This is a genomic window from Nitrososphaerota archaeon (assembly GCA_027887005.1).
Classification (GTDB): Archaea; Thermoproteota; Nitrososphaeria; order Nitrososphaerales; family Gagatemarchaeaceae; genus UBA183.
In genome coordinates this window covers 1-19,973 of sequence record JAPCJI010000017.1, presented here as the reverse complement: position 1 = coordinate 19,973, position 19,973 = coordinate 1, and the positions used below count along the sequence as shown (strand labels likewise).

General features: G+C 59.5%; 19 protein-coding genes, 1 tRNA gene and 1 pseudogene. 10 read left to right on the top strand and 11 right to left on the bottom strand.

Going from position 1 to position 19,973, the window contains the following annotated elements:
- Window positions 1-208: 208 nt before the first annotated feature.
- From OK438_08500 to OK438_08485, 4 genes are read right to left on the bottom strand one after another with little or no spacing between them, the layout of a single operon-like run.
- Window positions 209-535 carry an RNA polymerase Rpb4 gene (locus tag OK438_08500; GenBank protein MDA4125463.1) on the bottom strand — a complete coding sequence of 109 codons (327 nt, stop codon included), beginning with the start codon at window positions 533-535 and terminating at the stop codon, window positions 209-211.
- Window positions 532-816 carry a 50S ribosomal protein L21 gene (locus tag OK438_08495; GenBank protein MDA4125462.1) on the bottom strand — a complete coding sequence of 95 codons (285 nt, stop codon included), beginning with the start codon at window positions 814-816 and terminating at the stop codon, window positions 532-534. The genes OK438_08500 and OK438_08495 overlap by 4 nt, the downstream gene beginning before the upstream one ends.
- Window positions 794-1,903, bottom strand: coding sequence for a hypothetical protein (locus tag OK438_08490; GenBank protein ID MDA4125461.1), 1,110 nt, complete (start codon window positions 1,901-1,903; stop codon window positions 794-796). The genes OK438_08495 and OK438_08490 overlap by 23 nt, the downstream gene beginning before the upstream one ends.
- 1 nt (window position 1,904) lies before the next feature.
- The gene (locus tag OK438_08485; GenBank protein MDA4125460.1) at window positions 1,905-3,227 is read right to left on the bottom strand and encodes a signal recognition particle receptor subunit alpha; all 1,323 of its coding nucleotides are present in this window, start codon (window positions 3,225-3,227) and stop codon (window positions 1,905-1,907) included.
- A gap of 82 nt (window positions 3,228-3,309) precedes the next feature.
- Here OK438_08485 and OK438_08480 point away from each other — a divergent pair.
- Window positions 3,310-4,017, top strand: a pseudogene (locus OK438_08480) (diphthine--ammonia ligase).
- Here the strand turns inward: OK438_08480 and OK438_08475 are convergent.
- Window positions 3,980-5,197 (bottom strand): trypsin-like peptidase domain-containing protein, encoded by a 1,218-nt coding sequence (locus tag OK438_08475; protein ID MDA4125459.1) that lies wholly within the window; start codon window positions 5,195-5,197, stop codon window positions 3,980-3,982. The pseudogene OK438_08480 and the gene OK438_08475 sit on opposite strands and share 38 nt — an antisense overlap.
- Window positions 5,198-5,335: 138 nt before the next feature.
- Between OK438_08475 and OK438_08470 the strand changes: the two genes are divergently transcribed.
- Window positions 5,336-6,817, top strand: a complete 1,482-nt coding sequence (locus OK438_08470) for a carboxypeptidase M32 (protein ID MDA4125458.1) — start codon at window positions 5,336-5,338, stop codon at window positions 6,815-6,817.
- A 7-nt stretch (window positions 6,818-6,824) separates the two neighbouring features.
- Entirely contained in the window at window positions 6,825-9,647 is a 2,823-nt protein-coding gene (locus OK438_08465; protein ID MDA4125457.1) for a carboxypeptidase-like regulatory domain-containing protein, read from the top strand.
- Window positions 9,648-9,757: 110 nt separating this feature from the next.
- Here OK438_08465 and OK438_08460 read toward each other — a convergent pair whose 3' ends face one another.
- The 3 genes from OK438_08460 to OK438_08450 form a co-directional block, all read right to left on the bottom strand.
- Window positions 9,758-10,294, bottom strand: coding sequence for a hypothetical protein (locus OK438_08460; protein ID MDA4125456.1), 537 nt, complete (start codon window positions 10,292-10,294; stop codon window positions 9,758-9,760).
- Window positions 10,295-10,315: 21 nt separating this feature from the next.
- The gene (locus OK438_08455) at window positions 10,316-10,609 is read right to left on the bottom strand and encodes a hypothetical protein (protein ID MDA4125455.1); all 294 of its coding nucleotides are present in this window, start codon (window positions 10,607-10,609) and stop codon (window positions 10,316-10,318) included.
- 180 nt (window positions 10,610-10,789) lie between these two features.
- The gene (locus tag OK438_08450; protein ID MDA4125454.1) at window positions 10,790-11,203 is read right to left on the bottom strand and encodes a translation initiation factor IF-5A; all 414 of its coding nucleotides are present in this window, start codon (window positions 11,201-11,203) and stop codon (window positions 10,790-10,792) included.
- Window positions 11,204-11,347: 144 nt separating this feature from the next.
- Here OK438_08450 and OK438_08445 point away from each other — a divergent pair, with 144 nt between their 5' ends.
- From OK438_08445 to OK438_08435, 3 genes are all read left to right on the top strand, one after another.
- Complete coding sequence (locus OK438_08445; GenBank protein MDA4125453.1) at window positions 11,348-11,842, top strand: NOB1 family endonuclease; 495 nt, start codon at window positions 11,348-11,350, stop codon at window positions 11,840-11,842.
- A gap of 106 nt (window positions 11,843-11,948) precedes the next feature.
- The gene (gene tfb, locus OK438_08440) at window positions 11,949-12,911 is read left to right on the top strand and encodes a transcription initiation factor IIB (protein ID MDA4125452.1); all 963 of its coding nucleotides are present in this window, start codon (window positions 11,949-11,951) and stop codon (window positions 12,909-12,911) included.
- A 16-nt stretch (window positions 12,912-12,927) separates the two neighbouring features.
- Window positions 12,928-13,815: a PhzF family phenazine biosynthesis protein gene (locus tag OK438_08435; GenBank protein MDA4125451.1), complete on the top strand. Its 888-nt coding sequence runs from the start codon at window positions 12,928-12,930 to the stop codon at window positions 13,813-13,815.
- A 7-nt stretch (window positions 13,816-13,822) separates the two neighbouring features.
- Here the strand turns inward: OK438_08435 and OK438_08430 are convergent.
- A tRNA-Ala gene (locus OK438_08430) sits at window positions 13,823-13,895 on the bottom strand.
- Between the two features lie 228 nt (window positions 13,896-14,123).
- On the opposite strand from OK438_08430, the gene OK438_08425 reads away from it, so the two are divergent.
- From OK438_08425 to OK438_08410, 4 genes are all read left to right on the top strand, one after another.
- Window positions 14,124-15,341 carry a nicotinate phosphoribosyltransferase gene (locus tag OK438_08425; GenBank protein MDA4125450.1) on the top strand — a complete coding sequence of 406 codons (1,218 nt, stop codon included), beginning with the start codon at window positions 14,124-14,126 and terminating at the stop codon, window positions 15,339-15,341.
- The gene (locus OK438_08420) at window positions 15,332-15,967 is read left to right on the top strand and encodes a nicotinamidase (protein ID MDA4125449.1); all 636 of its coding nucleotides are present in this window, start codon (window positions 15,332-15,334) and stop codon (window positions 15,965-15,967) included. The genes OK438_08425 and OK438_08420 overlap by 10 nt, the downstream gene beginning before the upstream one ends.
- A gap of 24 nt (window positions 15,968-15,991) precedes the next feature.
- Window positions 15,992-16,486, top strand: coding sequence for a hypothetical protein (locus tag OK438_08415; protein MDA4125448.1), 495 nt, complete (start codon window positions 15,992-15,994; stop codon window positions 16,484-16,486).
- 185 nt (window positions 16,487-16,671) lie between these two features.
- Window positions 16,672-17,115, top strand: a complete 444-nt coding sequence (locus OK438_08410; protein MDA4125447.1) for a hypothetical protein — start codon at window positions 16,672-16,674, stop codon at window positions 17,113-17,115.
- A gap of 118 nt (window positions 17,116-17,233) precedes the next feature.
- Here OK438_08410 and OK438_08405 read toward each other — a convergent pair whose 3' ends face one another.
- A complete protein-coding gene (locus tag OK438_08405) occupies window positions 17,234-19,504 on the bottom strand; it encodes a hypothetical protein (protein ID MDA4125446.1) in 2,271 nt (756 codons plus the stop codon).
- Window positions 19,505-19,784: 280 nt separating this feature from the next.
- The coding region (locus OK438_08400; GenBank protein ID MDA4125445.1) for a heavy metal-binding domain-containing protein at window positions 19,785-19,973 on the bottom strand (189 nt) is incomplete at its 5' end.

The following is a 19,973-nucleotide window of genomic DNA, read 5'->3' as shown; positions in this document are numbered from 1 at the left end:
GACTTCCCTCTCGACAGGAAGTCTAGGACGCAGGCGTACTCCTCATATTTCTTGTCGGCTGACAACAAATCCCGAGATAGACACCTCTACGAAGATCCTAATGGGAACGGGGTTCCTCCGCATGCTGCGGGCATCTGCTCTCGCATCGATATCCCCTTGTTACCTGTTCGGTTTTGGAGCGGCTTTGTATTTAACGATTGGCCGGCCACTAGCTCGAATGCAGTACCTTCAGTATCTTCTCGAGGGTCTCCGTCGGGAGCAGCTTCCGCCAGCCTGAGGTGAATGTCCTCAGCTCCTCGATCGACTTCGGCATCACGTTGACCACTTCCACCGACTCCTCGTCACTGAGGCCGCACTCGGTCTCGAGCTCCTTCCTCAGTTTCTTCGCCGCATCCGAGGGGACCTTCGAGAACTTGGCGGTGTAATCCAGCGTCCGCTTCTGGATCTGGTCAGCCTTCTCGACGTCGATCTTCTGGAGGATCTGGTTCGCTTCGGCGATGGTAAGGAGCTTCTTGGTAGGCTTCTCCGACATCATTTCGCCTCCAGGTGCACCAGGTGCTCCTTCCGTGCGGTCACCGTCTTTACCTTGTGGCCGACGGGCACGTCCAGCGTGACTGCGCGCCTCCCGACTTCCGTGACTGTTCCCACGAGTCCGTTGTACCTCCTATGGGGCATCCCCTTGACCTGTGTCGGGTCGATCTTGACCACCACCCTGTCGTTCGGAGCATATTCTACGAGCAGGCTGCTCAGACCCCTCTTCCCCGACGACTTCAGGAGGGACCTAGTTCTTCTTCTATACCCGTGTGATTTCGCCAAGTTCTAACTTCCCAGTTTCCCTGACTTCCCGGATGTCAAAAGTGCGGCACCTCACTTCAGTTTTTAAGACTTCCGACACTGAAGGTGAAACGAGGTCCCCGCTCACGAACCTCCTCACCGGCAGCCCGCCGTCAAGCTCCGCGTCGATGGTCAGCGTCCTCCCCTTGGCCCGGGCCTCCGCCCGGTAGACCTTCTTCGTGACCGGTCTGTCGTGGGGCCTTTCAAAAACGACCTCCGTCCCCCTGAACCTCCCGCGCAGCTCGGCCAGCAGCTCCTTGGGAACCCTCTTCGCAGCCGTGGCGCTGATTTCTGTCCTGAACCTGAAGGTAGGAAGCCTGACGGGCTTGGAACTCAGAACCCTTCCCGACGCTACGGCGGCCCGCTTTCCCCTGAAGCTGGCCCCGAACTTCTTGGGTATCCTCCTCTTCACTGGATTCTTGACCTCCACGATGAAGGGCCTCCCGGGGGCGAAGACCCGGCTGTCCCTGTCCTCGCTCCCGAGCCAGGTGAAGGTCATCTTCTCGCTCCCTGTGAACCCCGCGAACTTCCTCCGCAGCTCTGTCTCGACGCTGGGCTTCCTGTCGAAGCCGGTCTGCGCGCACTTCTTGCACCCCATCCCCGAACAATAACCGCAGAACTCTCTCTTCTGGGTCACACCCGCAGGCTTGGTGTACCTGGCGTAGTAGTAGACGGGCTTGGACGAGACCGCGACGTCCCCGTCCCCGAGGCTGACGAGGAAGGTCAGGTCCGGCCTGAGCCTGTCGACGCGCTTCCTCAGCTTCGCAGCCACCTCGTCCGCTACGAGCCGTGCGGCTTGGGTCTTGATCGTCTCCTTCCCCTTCAGCTTGAGGTCGGACCGGAGCTCGTCTTCCCGCTCCTGCATCCCTTCGGGCAGGGACACGCCTACAGTGAAGGTCCTGAAATCATGACGCCGGGCCTTGCTGACCGCCTTCCGTGCCATGGACGGGACGCCGTCGAGGAGCCCCCCGCAGACGAAGCAGAGCCTTCCTTCCACCCGCTCGAACCCTCCGCCCTGGCGCTCGAAGCAGCGCTCGCAGAGGCGGTACCCCGGTCCCGCCCTCGACACGCTACTGCGCACCCGCACGGCGCATCATCTGGCGAAGTTCCCTGCCCTTGCTCGTCTTGACCAGGGATTTCATCTGCTTGTACCTGGACAGGAGCTCCCTGACGTCCTTCTCGCTCCTCCCTGAGCCCCGGGCAATGCGCTTCAGCCGAGATGAACTGATCGAATCCGGTTCTGCCTTCTCCTTCCCTGTCATCGATTGGATTATCGACTTGTACACCTTCACCCTGTCCTCGGCCTTGTCCAGGTCCTCCGCGTTGACGGCGCCAGAGAAACCCGGTATGTGCTCCAGCACTTTCTTCAGGGAGCCGAACTTCTTCATCTGCTCGAACTGGACCAGCAGGTCGTCCATGGTCAGCTTCCCCGACATCACGCGCTGGGCCATCTTCTCGTCCACCTCCACCTCCGACTGGCGGACCATGTCCATCAGGGCCTTCAGGTCCCCCATGCCCAGCAGCCTCCCGACGAACCGGGTGGGGGCGAACTCCTCCAGGTCGTCTATCCTCTCGCCCGTCCCGATGAAGAACACCTTGGCACCCGTGGCGGCCGAGGCAGCCAGTGCTCCTCCTCCCTTGGCTGCTCCATCCAGCTTCGTCACCACGATCCCTCCGACCGGGGCCGCCTGATGGAACGCCGACGCCTGGCTGTAGCACTGCTGTCCGATGGTGCCGTCGAGCACTAGGATAGTTGCGTCTGGCTTCACAGCGGCGACCATCTCTTCCATCTCCTGCAGCAGGCCCTTCTCCTCCTTGTGTCTCCCGGCCGTGTCTATGATCACAAGGTTCTTCGAACCCTCGAAGTGCTTCCTCCCTGCCTTCGCTATCTTGACCGAGTCCTTCTCCTTCTCGTCGCTGTATAGCTCGACCCCCGAAGCCGCCGCGAGGGTCTTCAGTTGCACCACTGCTCCGGGCCTGAAGGTGTCTGCAGCGACCACCCCCACCTTGAAGCCCTTCTTCGAATAGAAGCGCGCGAGCTTGCCTGTGGTCGTCGTCTTTCCCGAACCCTGGACCCCCAGCATCACCACTATGCTCGTCTTGTTCTTGTCAAGATGCAGCCCTCCCTCCCCTCCCAGGAGCCGGGCGAGCTCCTCGTACAGTATGGAGACGACCTGGTCCTTCTTTGTGATGCCCGCGGCCGGCCTGTCCTCGAGGGCCCTCTTCTGGACCCGCTCCGTCACTTCGAGGGCCATCTTCACGTTGACGTCCGACTGGATGAGAGTCCGCTGGAGGTCCTTGACGAACTCCTTCACGGCCTTCTCGTCGACCGTGTTGGCTCCTACCAGCTTCTTGACTGCGGCCTGGAGGCCGCTTCTAAGCGAATCGAACATCCGAAGGTTCGCGGCGCCTCCGTGTATTTATTACCTTAAGACCGGTCGAGCTCTCAGGTAATCAAAGACGAAGGTCGGGGCACTCTTCTCAGGCGGCAAGGACTCGACCTATGCCGCATACCTGTCCTCGAAGACCGACGAGCTCGCCTGCCTGATCACCCTCTTCCCTAGGGCCGACGATTCGTACATGTTCCACTACCCGAACCTGAAGTGGACGCGGCTGCAGGCTGAAGCAATCGGGGTGCCGCAGCTCACCCAGGAGACCCCTGGTGTGAAGGAAGAAGAGCTGACCGACCTGACAGCCGCGCTCCGAAGGGCGAAGGAGGCCTACGGGCTGGAGGGGGTCTGCACCGGAGCCCTGGCGAGCGTCTACCAGAAGAGCAGGGTGGAGAAGATCTGTGGTGAACTGGACCTAAAGTGCCTTTCACCTTTGTGGGGCATGGACCCCGAGCGGCATCTGAGGAAGCTCGTGGAGGAGAGGTTCAGGGTGCTGGTCATCAGCGTGTCCGCTCTCGGCCTGGACCAGAGCTGGCTCGGACGCATCCTGGACGAACAGGCGATCGACGAGCTTGTGGCCCTTAGCAAGAAGTTCAGGTTCCATCCGGGGCTCGAGGGGGGCGAGGGGGAGACCTACGTCCTGGACTGTCCTCTGTTCAGAGCTAGCATCGAGGTCAGGAGCGCAAAGACCAGGTGGAAGGCGGATTCTGGGACATACGAGATTCTGGACGCAGGCCTTGCGCCCAAGCCTGGCCCTAGGGGGGTGGCGGCCGGGTCCCCAGGACGACGTTGATTATCGTCATCTGCCCAGACCTGATTATCTGGACTGCGATTGTCTGGCCAGGAATCGTCTTCTCCTGAAGGTAGGCGGATAGTCCGTCGGAATTGAGGATCTTCGTGCCATTGATCGCCACTATGATGTCACCGCCGATCGAGTACTGCGTCCCCTGGACGGTGGAGGTGCTCGTTCCGCCCCGGAGGCCTGCCGTAGCCGCCGGTCCACCGCTCGTCACGTTTTGAATCAGGACGCCGTAGGTGACGTTGGTCCCCTGCAGCTGCGCCAGCTGGTAGTTCATGTCGGCCGCATGGATTCCCATCAAAGAATGCCGAGTGTAACCGCCGGTGGCAACGAGTGAAGGCAGTTCCCTCTCGATGGCGTCCGAGGGTATCGCGAAGCCCACCCCCTGAGAGCCGCCGACTATGGCCGTCGTAATCCCAAAGACGCTCCCGTTGGCGTTGAGCAGAGGGCCTCCCGAGTTGCCAGGATTGATCGGAGCACTGAACTGGATGACGTCAGCTATGGCGAAGTTCCCTGCGAGCGACTCGCCCAGGGTCCTCCCGAGCTGGCTGACGATTCCGAAGGTCATCGAACCAGAGAGTCCAAACGGGTTCCCTATGGCGACTACAGGCTGACCCACCTGGAGCTGCGAAGAGCTCCCAATCAGAAGCGGGTGGAATTCGCTGGAAGGCGCCTGAGACGAGACAACGGCCAGGTCGACGTAGGGATCCTTGCCCACGACGCTGGCAGGATACGCGTCCCCGTTCGAGAAGGTCACTGTCAGGTCGGCCACGTTCTGGACCACGTGGTAGTTCGTCACGATGTATTCAGACCCCTGGAATGTTGTAACAAACCCAGAGCCGAGTATGGTCGTGTTCCCCGTGGAAGAGGTCTGGACCCCTTCAAGCGTTACTACGCTGGGGAACGCCGCCTTGTAGATGGCGACCGGGTTGAGCCCCAGGATGGTGCTGTTCACCGTCGGAGTGCCAGAGGCCAGCTGTGCCCTGAGCTGGGCGTTCTGGTTCTCAAGAGAATTGACGAGCGCCTGCAGCTGTTCCGAGCTGGGGTTGGTTGTCTGGTTGCCTGTCTTGGTCCCCTGAGACACCACGAGGTAGGTTGCCGCCGACGTGGCTATCACGACAATCACGAGCAGGGCCCAGTACTGGCTGGCTACCCCCCGCCTCCGGTAGATCATTGGGAAGGCCACAAATCGACCTACACAAAAACAATGCGGAACATTTCATCAGGTTTGCCCGCCGTCTGCCCCACTTCTTCGGTATCCGGCCGATGCCAAACCTGTAAAAACCAAGGGACCTATCCCTCTGCATCCGAATTGGCGAAAAACCCAGTGGTCAAGGACATCCTCAAGAAATACTCCCAGGTGTGGGCGATCTATCACTCCCAGGCGGTGATGGGCTGGGACCGCGAGACGCACATGCCAGAAGCTGGAGCGCGCTCAAGGGGGATGGCGTCGGGTCAGCTGTCGATGATGGTCCAGAAAGCCACCCTCGAGCTGGACGGGCTCGTGGGGAAGGCGGAGAAGGCCGGGGACCTCGATGACATGGAAAAGGGGGTCGTCCGGGTGCTGCGGAGAAGTATCGACTTCTTCACCAAGATCCCACCCGAACTAGTTGACGAACTCGAGAGGGTGACTGCGGAGGCGACCGTGGTCTGGCGGGGCGCCCGCAAGAAGAACGAGTACAAACTCTTCCAACCCCACCTTCAGAAGATAATCGAACTGAACAGAAAGGTAGCCGAAAAGCTGGGCTACAAGGGGCATCCCTACAACGCCCTGCTCAACCTGTACGAGGAGGATTTCACAGTCAGAGACGCAGACAAGGTCTTCTCCCGGCTCGTTCCGGGCACAAGGAAGACGCTCGCGAAGGTAACGGCTGCCGGCCGCTATCCAAGCAAGCATCCTCTCGAGTCTGCCAAGTACGAAACGAACGCCATGGAGCGCGTCAACGAGGGGGCCATCAAGATGCTCCACATGCCGACGGACAGGTTCAGGATGGACGTATCCACCCATCCCTTCACTGTCGGGATCGCCCCCGACGACGTGAGGATCACCACCCGCTACGAGGGGATCGACTTCAAGTCTACGCTCTTCTCCACGATTCACGAAAGCGGGCACGCGATCTACAACCTGGGGTTCGGGAAGGACCTGGCCTACACCCCGGTCGCCGACGGCGCCTCCCTCGGGGTCCACGAGTCGCAGTCAAGGTTCTGGGAGAACGTCGTGGGGCGCAGCAGGGAGTTCGCAAAACTGGCCAGTCCACTTCTGAAGAAGAACCTGAAGTTCCTGGCGCGCTACGACTCCAACGACATCTACTACTACTTCAACACGGTCAGGAGGAGCCTGATCCGCGTGGACGCCGACGAGCTGACCTACAACCTCCACATCGCGCTCAGGTACGAAATCGAGAAGAAGATAATCGCCGGTCAGGTGGAGGCTTCCGAACTCCCCGAGCTCTGGAACGACACCTTCGAGGAGTACCTCGGCATACGGCCCCCGAACGACACGAAGGGCGTCCTGCAGGACGTGCACTGGAGCGGCGGGTCCATGGGCTACTTCCCCACCTACTCACTCGGCAACGTCATCCTGGGGATGATCTGGCACACACTTGGAGACGGCGAGAAGATCCGCGACTCCGTCGCCGAGGGGGCCCTGATGCAACTGAAGGCCTGGCTGAATGCGAAGATCCACAGGTGGGGAGCAGTCTATCCGCCGAAGGACCTCCAGGAAAAGGTCTTCCAGGAGTCATACAACCCGGAGAGACTCCTGAAGTATCAGGAAGTCAAATATCTGGGATAGAATCTTGTTGAGCAATAGAAAGCTCCTCCTCTTCGGCGTCGTCCTCCTGCTGGCGGTCGTCTCGTTCCCGCTGCGCCCCGTCTCCGCCGCGACGGTCACCGTTACCATCACAGTCACCGTCGCCGAAGCTGGAGCTCCAGGACTCCCCTTCACATGGACGGTCATCGGGTGCGGCGGAGGAAGCGGTCCGACCGGCTCAGCGGTGCCCCTGACACTGACCGCGAGCTGCGCCTACACGATCAACACCCCAGCGGACGGCCTCACGCAAAGAGACAGGCTCACAAGCGGATCGACCTACGTCATGTCATTGCCGGAGGCGGGTTGCGCTACTTCATGTTCCGTCTCTGACACCGCCCACGTGCAGGAGTTGCTTACAGTCAGCGCGAACTGCAACGGAGCCGCCGTGTCCCCCACATCGCCTACAAGCGACAGGTGGTTCAACTACGGGGCCTCCGTCACCGTGACATGCAACGGAATCTGGGGACGGGCCTCTGGAACCGGGACGCGGGCTGTGTCGTGGAATTGGGACGGAGGGGCGAACACTAACGTCGCGACCACAGCGACCTTCACAACCTCCTCTCAGACCATGAACGGGGGTCACACCATGAACGTGAACGTCGGGACCCAGTACCAGCTGACAATCGACCCGAAGGCTACGGCTGCCTTGGCCTCGGTCACCATCCCAACGATAACGAGCGACAACTACTGGTACGACACGGGAACGTCGGTCACCTACACGGGAAACAGCGTCTTCCACCGGGTTTCAGGAGTTGGGAACAGGTCGACGTCCTGGTATCTTGACGCAGGAGTCCCGACCACTCTTTCCACCACTGGGACCTTCACCATACCAGTAACCATGACTTCGGCGCACGCGGTCCATGTCACACTGAAGGCGCAATACCGGATTACCCTCGACACCGGAGCTACCAGCGGGCTGAACGCGATCACCAGCCCTACGATTGCCAGCGACAACTACTGGTACGACACTGGGACAGCCGTGACCCTCACCCTGAACGGCGCCTACTCGAGGACGGCGGGCACCGGCGACAGACTCCAATCCTATACGATAAACGGAGGAACAGCTGTAGCTGTCTCGACGGCGGGAACGGCGACCGTATTCAATGCCCAGGCGATCATCTCAGCTCAGTCTGTGGCCGGCACCACCACTACGCAGTACTTGCTTACTCTGGACTCGGGAGCCGCAAGCGCCCTTGCGACAATCACCCCCACGCCTATCCCAGGGGACAGCCACTGGTATGACGCCGGAACCCAGGTCACCTATTCGGGGAACGGCGTGTTCGGGAGGGCTTCGGGCACAGGGTCAAGGGTGGCGATTTGGTGGGTGGACTCGAGTGCCACAGTCTCCGTACTGACCTCTGGCACCTTCCCGGCAGTGATTACAATGAGTGCACCGCACCTCCTGCACACGGCGACAGTAACACAACTGGAAGTCATACTCACTGGAACCTACGGTGTCTCTTCAGCGACGCAACCGACGATCGCCGGGGATAACTACTGGTACGATTCGGGAACGGCGGTCAGCTTTTCCCTAGACGGGGTCTTCGGAAGAGCGTCGGGGAGCGGGGAGAGGACGGTTTCCTACTCTGTGAACAGCGGACCACCGATTAGCGAGGCCACCGCTGGATCTGTCGTTGTCCTGAACTCATTTTCTTTGACCTCCCCTGAGACGATCACCGTCAGCGCAGTGAAGCAGTATGAGTTGACCCTGGACGCCCTGACGACCCAAGCCCTGAGGTCTGTGACACCTCCGACTCTGACCGGGGACAACTACTGGTACGACTCCGGGTCGAGGATCATTGTCACGGCGAACGGAGTCTGGGGGAGGAATCTGACCACTGGATACAGGCTCGCCTCGTTCTCCGTCAACGGAGCGGCACAGCAACCCGTAGCTTCTTCAGGAAGCATCACACTTCTCGACCTGGCCTCGATTTCATCGTCGCAATCAATCGCCTCAAACAAAGCCGTCCAGTATCTTCTCGTGGTCGTTGGGGGCGGAGGCTCTACCTACAGCGCGAATCCCCCCATCGCAGGCGACACCGGATGGTACGACTCCGGAACCACCCTGAAGGTCATGACAAACGGCACCTATGGGACCGACGGGGGCACACGCCAGCGGGTCGCTTCTTGGACCATCGACAATGGACCTATCACATCTTCGGGCGGGGCGAACCTGGTCACGACATCAGAGATCATCATGGACGCTCAGCACACCGTGCACTTCTTCAGTGCGACCCAATACCTCGTCACGATTGTAGTGAAGGATAGCAGCGGAGCCAACGTGCTGCAACCCTCTGTGATGCAAGTGGATGTCAACGGGGAAACGCACAACGTGATAGGGAATCAGGTTTGGGCCGACAACGGTTCCAAGCTGAGCATCGTCGGAATCACCTGGCACGGGGAGGACGTCACCATGCCTCAAGCGACGCCGTTCGTGGTGAGCCAGGCAGGCACAGTGGACGTGAACACCCGGGTCTACGACGCGACAATCATCGTGAAAGACCTGCTTGGATTCCCTGTCGGAGGCGCGGGCGTTACGGTCACGCTTGCCAACGGAACGGTACTCCATACTGTGACAGGCGGGGACGGGACGGTGAACCTCAGAATGATCCCATTGGGGACCTACCGGGCCACGGTCACAAACCTTGGTACCTCATCCTCAATATCAGGAGATGCCTCGGTGCAAAGCACCGCCGAAGTGCACATTTCTCTAAGCTACTCCACGATAGGCGGGATAATCCTCGTCATCGTGCTTGTCGTGATAGCAATAGTGCTAATCAGACGTCGTCCAAGCAAAGAAAGCGTCTACTAGACCAACACACCTATATTTTCCAAACGAAGCCACGGGAATGCTCTAGATGAAGGGATTCGGGAAGAGCCGTCTGAGTATGACGATGAAGATAAAACCAAAGATAGAGCAAATCAGCCTTCTCGGGGGTCCGGTACGCTCTTCCGCCACTCGGTGAGCTCCTCGGATATCTTCACGAGCCTTGGGTCAGAGTTCTTGAAGAGCCCTAGGTAAGCCACGAAGTCTTCGTCGCTCAGCCGCTCGGTCAGCTTAGGCAGCCCTAGCTCATACCTCTCCACGATTTCGATGCCCTTGTCGAACGCTAGATCCCGGATCAGTTTCTTGAGGGACTTGTCGTCCAGCCGGATCTCGCTCCTCGCTTTCTCCCTCATCTCAGCGAAGGCCTTTTTCACCTCCGCCGAGGTCCGGGTCTTCGCCTGTTCGCTCAGGCTTTCGGCCGCGGCCCGGTCTTCTTTCCCATGGGGAGGGCCACCCAGGCCTTCTTCCATCGCCTCCGCCATGGCCGCGCTTCCCTTCACCAGCGCTTCCGACATGCTCGACGCGATGTTCGCAAACATATGTTCGAAGACGGCCACGAGAATCATGGAATAGTTCAGGACCAGGTTTGCCGCCTTTTCGTCCCTGGTGAGGGCGCCCTTCTTCTCAGACAATGAAAGCCGAGTCCTATTGAGCTACTTCAACTCAACGATAAGTGCTCGGCCAGTTGCACCTGTGCTCTCGACTGCGTGCGACTCGGCCTCGTACCATGCCACTTCGCCCTTCTTCAGGGTGCGATTCTTGACCTTGCCGTCCGGGGACTTTGACTTGTACTTCAGTGACGTAATGCCGTACCCGAAGTAGTTCGGATGGGCGTGCGTGTCTATCTTCAGGCCCTTCTTCCAGTTGAGCTCGATGACCCTGACCTTGTCGTTCTCGAAGAGCACCTTCGCGCTATCGGCAGCTGCTTTGGCTATGTCTTTGGGCATAGCACGGCTTCAACACATTCGCTGATATAAACAGGATTGAGGACTAGCTCCCAGGTTAGCTGGACGACGTCCCTCGCCGGGCGCGCCTCTCCTCCTTCCTCTCTCTGACCTTCTCTTTCTTTTTCTTCTTCCCTTCTCTTCCCAAGGTTCTCTAACTCTGACTCACGGAACTACGCTCTATCAGCTTCCGCCCTTGATGCGCATTATCTTGTTCCTCCCCATCATCGTCCAGAACTCGACTTCGGCTCCCGGGGAAAGTGTCCCATTCAACTCCGCCGTCTCCTCGGGAGTGGGCTTCGGTGTCTCGAATACCTCGAAGGTCTCTAGGTCCATCAGCTGCACCGAAGTCGGCGTCAACGACGTCACCTGTCCGGACCTTTTGTCGATCATGGGGATGTCCACCCTCGATTCCGCCGGCGCCACGTAGCTCTTCTTCGACCCAGTGAAAATCGAAAGGGCCACGAGCCTGACCTTGGCGCTCCCGTGCTTGCCCGGCTTGAAGTGCTCACGGCTCACGACCCTGCAAGGTTCATCGTCAATGATGATGTAACTCCCCTCTTTGACACTGCCAAGTTCTGCGGGTCTGCTACTCAAAATCAGTCGCGCGTGGCTCTCAGGGTGAAACTAAATAAATGTCTCAGTAACAGACCTACCTAACACGGAAGAACCATTGAAATTTCGGACCTACCCGACGAACGCCATCGCTTGGCAGACTTGAATCGCTGATGATACCTACATTTGTCTGAGCCCGCATACGTCCTCGATTCGACGGCCTTCTACGCAGGGATTCCATACCAGGGGAGCGGCCGCTACTTCACGACCTACATGGTCCTCGAGGAGGTCAAACACCACAACGTGGGTTCATCTTTCCTGCACTCGCGTGTCCACGTGACCGAACCCTCCCCCGACGCCCTGAACAGGGTCAAGGCCACAGCCCTCAAGACCGGGGACATGGGAGCTCTCTCCCAGACCGACCTTTCCCTGCTCGCCCTCGCCCTAGACCTCGCCCAGGCGGAAGGGGGCGTGAGCCTCGTCTCCGACGACTTCGCCGTCAGGAACGTCGCCGAGGTCCTCTCAATCCCGCTGGCCCAGACCTCCCTGAAAGGAGGCGAGTGGAAGAGCGTGACCTGGAAGATTTACTGCAGGGGGTGCGGCAAGGAATACACGAATCCGAAGCTGACCGTCTGCCCTGTCTGCGGGACCCAACTGGCGCGGAAGCCCCATACCAGCTAGCCAACAAACCGTTCGAGGGCAAGTAAGCCCAAGTTAACTAGGTCGGTAAGGAATTACTACTAGGTTTAAATACACTATCCACCCCTTAATTGTATAGTGGTATAGAGTGAGCAATCTTAGAACTTCTGCGCTTCAAGTTTCAGACAGGTGCCCCCAGTGTGGAAAGCGGACCCTAGTGGAGGACGCACACACCGGCGAGCTTTCATGCGGCAACTGCGGATACGTGGTGAGCGAGCGGTCAGTGGACCAGGGACCAGAATGGCGGTCGTTCTCCGACGAGAAGGGAGGGAACCAGTCCAGAGTTGGCGCACCGACCTCGATCACCTACCGCGACATGGGCCTTTCGACTATGATAGGAAGCTCAAACAGGGACGCCTCGGGCAGATCCTTGGCCTCCCCCATGCGCAGCTCGATTGACAGGCTGAGGAAGTGGGACAACAGGTCGCCGGCCTTCGGGTCGAAGGAGAAGAACCTCAGCATCGCCCTCCGCGAACTGGACAAGATGGGCGACAAACTATCTGTTTCACAGGCGGTCAAGGAACGGGCGGCGTACATCTACAGAAAGGCGCTCGACCGGGGCCTCCTCCGGGGACGATCGATAACTGGAATCGCGGCAGCTTCGCTCTACGCAGCATTCCGGGACACGGAGACGCCCAGGACCCTCAAGGACGTAGCAGCCGTGGAGAACCTGAGCAAGAAGGCCGTCGCGAGGGACTACAGGATACTTCTGAAGGAGATGGACCTTACCATGCCTGTCGCGGACGCTGCGAAGAACGTGACAAGAATCGCGTCGAAGGTCGGCCTGTCCGAGCGTGTCGCGCGCAAGGCGGTAGAAATAGTGAGGATCACCGAGGAGAAGGAGATCTCCGCCGGCAAGGCCCCCATGGGGCTCGCCGCAAGCGCCCTGTACCTCGCCGGAGTCATCGAAGGGGAAATCAAGACCCAGAAGGAGATCGCCGAAGCTGCGGGGGTCACGGAAGTGACAGTCCGCAACAGGTACAAGGGCCTCAGGGCTGAGCTGGGGAAGCAGCTGGGACTCGAGACCGACGCTCAAATAGCCGCGAGCTAGACCGAACTGGCAGCCGTTGAAGTTCTACATCGTAGATGTCTTCGCGGAAGCCAGGCTTTCAGGGAACCAGCTGGCGGTCTTCCGGAACTCGGGGAACCTCTCCGACAACCAGATGCAGAAGATAGCCCAGGAGATGCACTACTCTGAGACCACCTTCGTCACCTCGGAGAAACCACGGGACGGAGGATACGATGTCAGAATATTCACTCCAGACGTCGAACTTCCGTTCGCCGGGCACCCCACCCTTGGAACCGCCTACATCATCCAGTCCGAGATCATCAAGAAACCGGCTACGCAGGTCAACCTAAACCTCAAGGTCGGGCAGATTCCAGTCACAGTCACCTACAGAAGAGGCAAAGCCGACCTCCTCTGGATGAAGCAGAACGAGCCTTCCTTCGGGAAGGAACTCGATTCCGGGCCCGTCGCCGGGTTCCTTGGTCTGAACCAATCGGACCTCGACGGACGCTTCCCAGTGATGGAGGTCTCCACCGGCCTCCGATTCCTGATCGTCCCCCTGAGGGACCTCGAGGCCATCAAGCGGGTACGCCTCGACCGAGCGAAATACCTCAGGTTCGCAGAGAAACTCGAATCTGAGATCGTCCTAGTGTTCAGCCCAGAAGCGTACGAAAAGGGGAACGACCTGAACGTCCGCGTCCTCGGCCCCTCCTACGGCATCCCAGAGGACCCGGCGACCGGCTCGGGGAACGGCTGCCTCGCAGCGTACCTCGTGAAGAATAGATACTTTGGCGCCCCTGAAATCGACGTCAGGGTGGAGCAGGGATACGAAATCGGGCGGAAGTCGCTCCTGCTACTTAGGGCGAGGGAGCAGAATGGAAGGATCGAGGTGAACGTGGGCGGGAGGGTCCAGTTCATCGCCGAAGGAGAATTCACCGGAAAGGTCTAGCGAAAAGTGGACCGGGGGGGAATTGAACCCCCGACCCCCCGCGTGCGAGGCGGGTATTCATACCGCTGAACTACCGGCCCTGAATCGCGTCCGCCCAAAGGCTGTATTTAACGGAAACCAGTGATTAGCATCTCAACCACGCCTCCATACCAATATTCCTGCTCCTACCATCCCTGGATGAAAGGCACGATCATCGTAGTCGCGATGCACCGACCAGCCCTGGGCCGGCGTCCTGGTCCAAGAGGCGTTCCGACCCTTCTCATTCGAGAGAAACCCTTTTCCAAGACACTCCGAGACGACCTCTGAGAATGCCCCGAACCGACCTCGAAGACAGGCTCTTCTGGCTGGCGACCGAGAAGGAGATCAGGGACGCCGAGACCACCGACGCCTACTTCCTTCACACCAAGAAGGTCCTCCAGAAGAACAAGATCGACTCGCGGGTGGTGATGGAGGTCTACGCCCGGGACGTCCCCTATGCCGACAACTGGGGGATATTCAGCGGGGTCTACGAAGCTGCGAAGCTCCTGGAAGGCCTCCCTGTCAACGTCTGGGCCTTCGACGAGGGAGGCGCCTTCGTCGCGGACGGGACGAAGGCAATCTACGAACCCCTGATGGTAATCGAGGGAAGGTACGTCGACTTCGTCGAATACGAGAACCCGCTCCTGGGTCTGCTCTCCTCTTCGACCAGCGTGTCGACCAAGGCGGCGAGGTTCAGAATTGCGGCTGGCTCCAAGCTTCTCCTCAGCTTCGGAACCCGTCGCGTCCATCCGGCCATCGCCCCCATGGTCGAAAGGGCTTGTTACCTCGCGGGTTTCGACGGGGTCTCCAATGTGCTCGGCGCCAAGCTGCTCAAGGTCGTCCCGTCCGGCACCATGCCCCACGCCCTCGTGCAGATCCTAGGGAGTCAGGAGAAGGCCTGGCGTCTGTTTGATGAAACCATGTCGAAGTCCATTCCACGGGTGGCGCTGGTGGACACGTTCTGGGACGAGAAGTCGGAGTCCATCAAGGCGATGGAGGTGCTCGGCCCCAAGCTCTGGGGAGTCAGGCTGGACACGCCAGCCTCGCGCAGAGGCGACTTCCGGAAGATTGCAGAGGAGGTAAGGTGGGAGCTGGACATCCGCGGTGGGAAGGAAGTCAAGATCATAGCGTCGGGCAAGCTCGACGAGCAGGCGATGGCCTCGCTCAACGACATCGTCGACGGATACGGAGTCGGGACAGCCGTCGCCTATCCGCCTGTTGTCGACCTCAGTGCGAAGATAGTGGAGGTGGGCAACGGGACAAGGAAGGAATTCAGGGGTAAGAGGGGAGGCCTCGGCGGGCGCAAGGCAGTATTCAGGTCACCGGGATTCAGGGACTTCGTAGCCCTCGAGGGGTCGGTCAAGGGCCGTTCTCCCGGTCTTCTGAAGCCACTTCTGAAGGACGGGAAGATGGTGAGGAAATTCGACAGCATGGATGAAATCCGCTCAAGGGTGAAGGGCGAACTCGAGGAACTGAAGACTGCGCAACCATCCCTGTCATGGAGGTGACCCGAACGAAGACCGCGCTGGTGGTCGTAGACGTCCAAAGAGACTTCTGTCCCGGGGGCTCGCTGGCAGTGAAGGACGGGGACAAGGTGGTTCCGAAGCTGAACAAAGTGATCGCGGCATTCACCGAGGCTGGCCTGCCCACCTTCTTCACACGCGACTGGCATCCGCGCAAGCACATTTCATTCAAGACCAGAGGTGGAAACTGGCCCCCTCACTGCGTCCAGGGGACGCTCGGGGCCGAGTTCCATCCGAAGCTCAAAGTTCCGAAGGACGCTGCAATCATCAGCAAGGGGATCGACCCAGACCTCGAGGCCTACTCCGGCTTCCAGGGGTCAGACCTGGCCGGGCGTCTGAAGGGCCTAGGGGTCGGAGAGATATTCTTGGGGGGGCTGACCACCGACTACTGTGTCAAGGAAAGCGCTCTCGATGCGCTCGGCCTCGGCCTCAGGGTCGACGTCCTCAAGGACTGCGTAAGGGGGGTGAACCTCCACCCAGACGATTCGAAGAAGGCCCTGAGAGAAATCGTCACGAAGGGGGCAAAACTTTTGTCTTCGACGGACGCAGTAAGGCTCGCAACCCGCGGGCCTTCGAATCGTTCGCGGTCAAAGTCCTTGACGCTTAAATAACGTCCGGTCCCTCCCAGACTGACCTTGCTAGACCCGCTGATCATTGTGATTCTGACCTATCTGCACGTCGCTTCTGCGATAGGATGGCTCGGAGGCGCAGTCCTCTTCATCTCAGTAGTAACCCCTGGCCTCAAGACGCTCAGTCCTCCAGCAAGCTTGGAGTTTCTCGTAAAAGTGGCGCCCAAAGTCACCAGATTCTTCTTGGGCATCGCAACAGCTACGATAGTTTTCGGACTGGCCCTCTTCTTCTCCCTGGCCGGCAGTTTCCCTGGGAATGGGATATACATCGGCCTATCTCTCGGCCTCATCGCCTATCTCATCGCCCTGGGTGTCACAGTACCCACCTTCCGCAAGGCCGACCGGCTGGCGAAGGAGATCATGGCGGGCGGACAGGCTGGCACTGCGCCAGCTGAACTCGCGGCGACCATGAAGCGTGCCGGAATGGCTGCCACAATCGTAGTGATACTCCTCCTGCTCGCCCTCATATTCATGGTCTCTTCGGGCTCCGGATACTACTGAAATCTCTGGACTGGACGCGCAGCAATAGAGTCATCATCCTGACCTTGTGAGCCAGTCCTGATCGCCCGTCGTAGCACGCTGCGCGCCAGGCCGTAGAACAACGGGCGTCTTTCGTTATTTATCATTTGTGAACCCGCCCGGTCTCGTCAGATTTTTTTAGCCGACCAAGAAGGCTCGGAGACAATTTGACCGAAGAGACGGAAACCGTGAGCTGGTGGCAGGCCCTCGCCGAGGACCCGGACTACTACACCAACACGGAGGAAGGCAAGAAGGAGCTCGCCGACATGATCCGCAAGGAATCCGAGAGGCTCCTCCAAGAAATCGGCAAGTCGGTCAAGAGGACGAAGGAAATCATCTGGTTGTCTCGTTTCTGCGGCGACTGTCAATACTTCAAGCAGGAGGGGCGTAAGATGGCCTGCGGCAAATGGCACGTCCGCATCGTCAAACCATTCCACGGACGCCCGCTCTGGGAAAGCATCCCTTCGCGCAGGGGGACCGATGAGAAGGAACTGGTCGTAAGGGACATAGACTGGGACGCGAAGTGGAAGGAGATATCGGACAAGATAGTCGAGATGGCAGTCAACCTCGTCAACGGCGGCTATCCATACTTCTGCTTCACGAGCAAGTAGTCCGGCTGAGACCTAAGGAAGCCGAGGCCCGACGGTCACTTTCTTCCGCGCCGGACAAGGAACACGCCGAGGATTAGGACAACCACCAGGGCAACGACGACGCCAAGGATCGGATAGCTTAGGAAGAGCTCGGCGTGGGCTGTCGACAAGGAGGACGCATCGCCGCTGATGCTGCTCTGAAGTCCCAGATAGGAGACCGTAGCCTGATATGCCCCAGCGGGGACCAACCCAATGTGGGCGACTCCGTCGGCGCTAGTCGACCCTGTGGCCGTGGTCCCATGCTCAGACGAACGCTGACCGAAGCTCCCGACACGGCCAGCCCCAGCGGGTCGTTGGCCCCGACCTTCAGGTCATAGACTCTGAGGGTCAGTGAAGTTCTCTCAGGGCCTGATACCACCGAAGTGAGGTTACCGGCCTGATTCACATAAATCCCTTCCCAAACAATACCGGTGATAGTTATCGTGCCAGAGGCATCGGCCCAGAAGCTCGACCTGTTGTAGGGCTGAAGTGTTCCCGAGGAATTGATGTTGAAAGCCTGGGGCCGAATCGACACCGACTTCGAAGCGTCCCAGAACGAGTAGGATATGAAGAACTGTCTCTCCCCGTTGAATATCACAATGTGGGGCGCATTCATCTGAAGGACCAGAATGAACATCCCCGACGAGTTCCGGGTCACCTGGTTGGCCGTGCCATCAATCGAATACGACGCTAGGTTCATCCGACTCGCGAACGCGGTGGTGTTCCACGAATCGGCAGCGGTCAGGATCACACTCGACCCGCCGTCGAACCAGGAGTCGCTGGTGGACGACTGCGGAGAAACGCTTTGGATCTGACCCCCCGACGCATCCAGGCTGTACTGGCGCACCGCCTGGAGAGCGACAGCCTGAGCCGAGCTCATGACCAGTGACAAGGAGAAGGTCCCCGAACCAGCCCTCGCGACGCTCCTCTGTTGTCCGTTTACGGTCATAGAAACCACGTTGTATCTCGAACCAGTCCCCGACATGTTCCACACGTAGTGGAACACGGCAGTCACATCGGTCCCAGAATCGTACCACAGGACGTCGTTGGGGACCTGAGGCGAAGTCAGCGAGGCCACGGTGTTGGGAGCGTCTTGGCCCAGTTCCAGCTGGTACTGACCGACTGAGCTGAAGGACACGGTATGCGGCGAATCCACGGTCAGGCTGACGGTCACTAGGGCCAGAGTGGGGCCGACCGCCACCTGGTTTCCACCGTCGACGGAGTAAGACGTTACCCTGAACCCAGCGCCCGAGCTACGCCCGTAGACGCCGGCAGAGGTAGCCTGCGCCAGGCTTCCGGCATCATACCATCCTGTGACGCCCGGGCCCCTGTCCCCGCCGGACACGCTCAGGGTGTACTGGTGTGTGTAGGTCAGGGCCAGGGTCTCTGACGCTAGCGCGGTTCCGGAGACCGACTGCCCGGTGTTCCATCTTTCGCTCGAACCCGACCCAGGCAGCTGGGCCGAGACACTCCAGGAGGTACCATAGTCCAACTGGTAGGTGTTCGACGCCGTCGACAGTGACGTCGTCACCACCTGCCCACTCGACATGTAGGTCAGCACAGGCGCGGAGTACCCCGACCCGCCTCCGACGACCGTGTAACTCAGAGTGAACGCTGTGGTAAGGGGGCCGGTTATGAACAGGTACGCGTTGCTATACTCCGTCGCGTCGCTCAGGGTGTAAGACAGAATCGTTCCTGGCGGGGTGTAATTCACGACTCCCGAAGCCTGACCGAACAGCAGTGCGCTCGTATTCGCATTGAATTCATCAATCCACATGGTCGCGGACGAAAGCGCGAACGAGGGGTCGCTGTACTCCGTCCTCTCGACGTTCGAGTGGAACGGCTGCTGGTGATACCACTCGGTCATCAACCCTGTGAAGAATCCATGATTGTTCGAAGCCACTGACAGCCCGATGAACTGCGTCGAGCCCGCGGCGGTGTAGGTCTCCGAGGCAGTCGCCCCGGTGTTCCAGTCCTTCGCGCGCAATACTACGCTGCCGCCCGAAAAGTAGAGATTTAGGAGGACGACGTCGCCATTGCTGACTGACCCTGATAATTGTGTGATTCCGCCGCCATTCGCGGGGTCGACGCTCGACCCGGTCGAGTTGAAGACCTCATAGTTCATGTTGAAACCCGCGGTATAACCGGTGCAGAATCCGGATATTGCCCCGCACCAGTCCCAGGAGATCCCGACCTGGTACCAGTAGCCAGTGTCGCCCAGCCCATTGAGAAGGTAGGCAGGGCCGTAGCCATCCGACTCCTGCTGGACTATGGCCGTGACGTTGTAGGCGAGGGAAGTGAATGTCTGGGTGAACGTGAGGCCGAGCTGCTCGTCGTAAATCGGAATGCTTGGACCGGAAGCGAGCGGCATCGGTCGCTCCGAGGCCCTCAGTCGCGGATTCAGCTGTGGAACGCCATGCGGCCGAGTCGCCCCGGAAGGAATCGTAATCTGCGTCGTCGGAAGAAGCAGGAGCAGCATGACCCCGGCAGAAAGGCACCTCGAGGCCACAGTGGAACGTGACCGCCGAAGGGGCGCTCCCAAGCGGAATTTGGCTCTCATTCCGAGATATAACAAATTGGTTGAGGGAACTACCAACGCAATCAACAAGGACTCGGTGATTGACCTATAATGGCCGTGCTGGGCAGGAAGCCTAGCTCAGCTTGACGAATTCCTGAGGCCCGCTGACAGGGGAGACGACGACCGCAGTCCCGAACGCGATTATCTCGTCCATCGTTGCCCCAATCTCTGTGGAATCGAACATGACGCTCACCACGGCATTCGCACCCAAACCCTTCGCATGTTCGGCCAGCCTGTCCAGGGCCTGCTGCCTCGCCTGGTG

What these genes read in the sequence shown, in the direction of transcription:
- OK438_08455 (MDA4125455.1), bottom strand. Translation starts at nt 10,609, where the DNA reads ATGCCCAAAGACATAGCCAAAGCAGCTGCCGATAGCGCGAAGGTGCTC.
- OK438_08420 (MDA4125449.1), top strand. Translation starts at nt 15,332, where the DNA reads ATGGAGGTGACCCGAACGAAGACCGCGCTGGTGGTCGTAGACGTCCAA.
- OK438_08425 (MDA4125450.1), top strand. Translation starts at nt 14,124, where the DNA reads ATGCCCCGAACCGACCTCGAAGACAGGCTCTTCTGGCTGGCGACCGAG.
- OK438_08485 (MDA4125460.1), bottom strand. Translation starts at nt 3,227, where the DNA reads ATGTTCGATTCGCTTAGAAGCGGCCTCCAGGCCGCAGTCAAGAAGCTG.
- OK438_08405 (MDA4125446.1), bottom strand. Translation starts at nt 19,504, where the DNA reads ATGCCGCTCGCTTCCGGTCCAAGCATTCCGATTTACGACGAGCAGCTC.
- OK438_08475 (MDA4125459.1), bottom strand. Translation starts at nt 5,197, where the DNA reads ATGATCTACCGGAGGCGGGGGGTAGCCAGCCAGTACTGGGCCCTGCTC.
- OK438_08500 (MDA4125463.1), bottom strand. Translation starts at nt 535, where the DNA reads ATGATGTCGGAGAAGCCTACCAAGAAGCTCCTTACCATCGCCGAAGCG.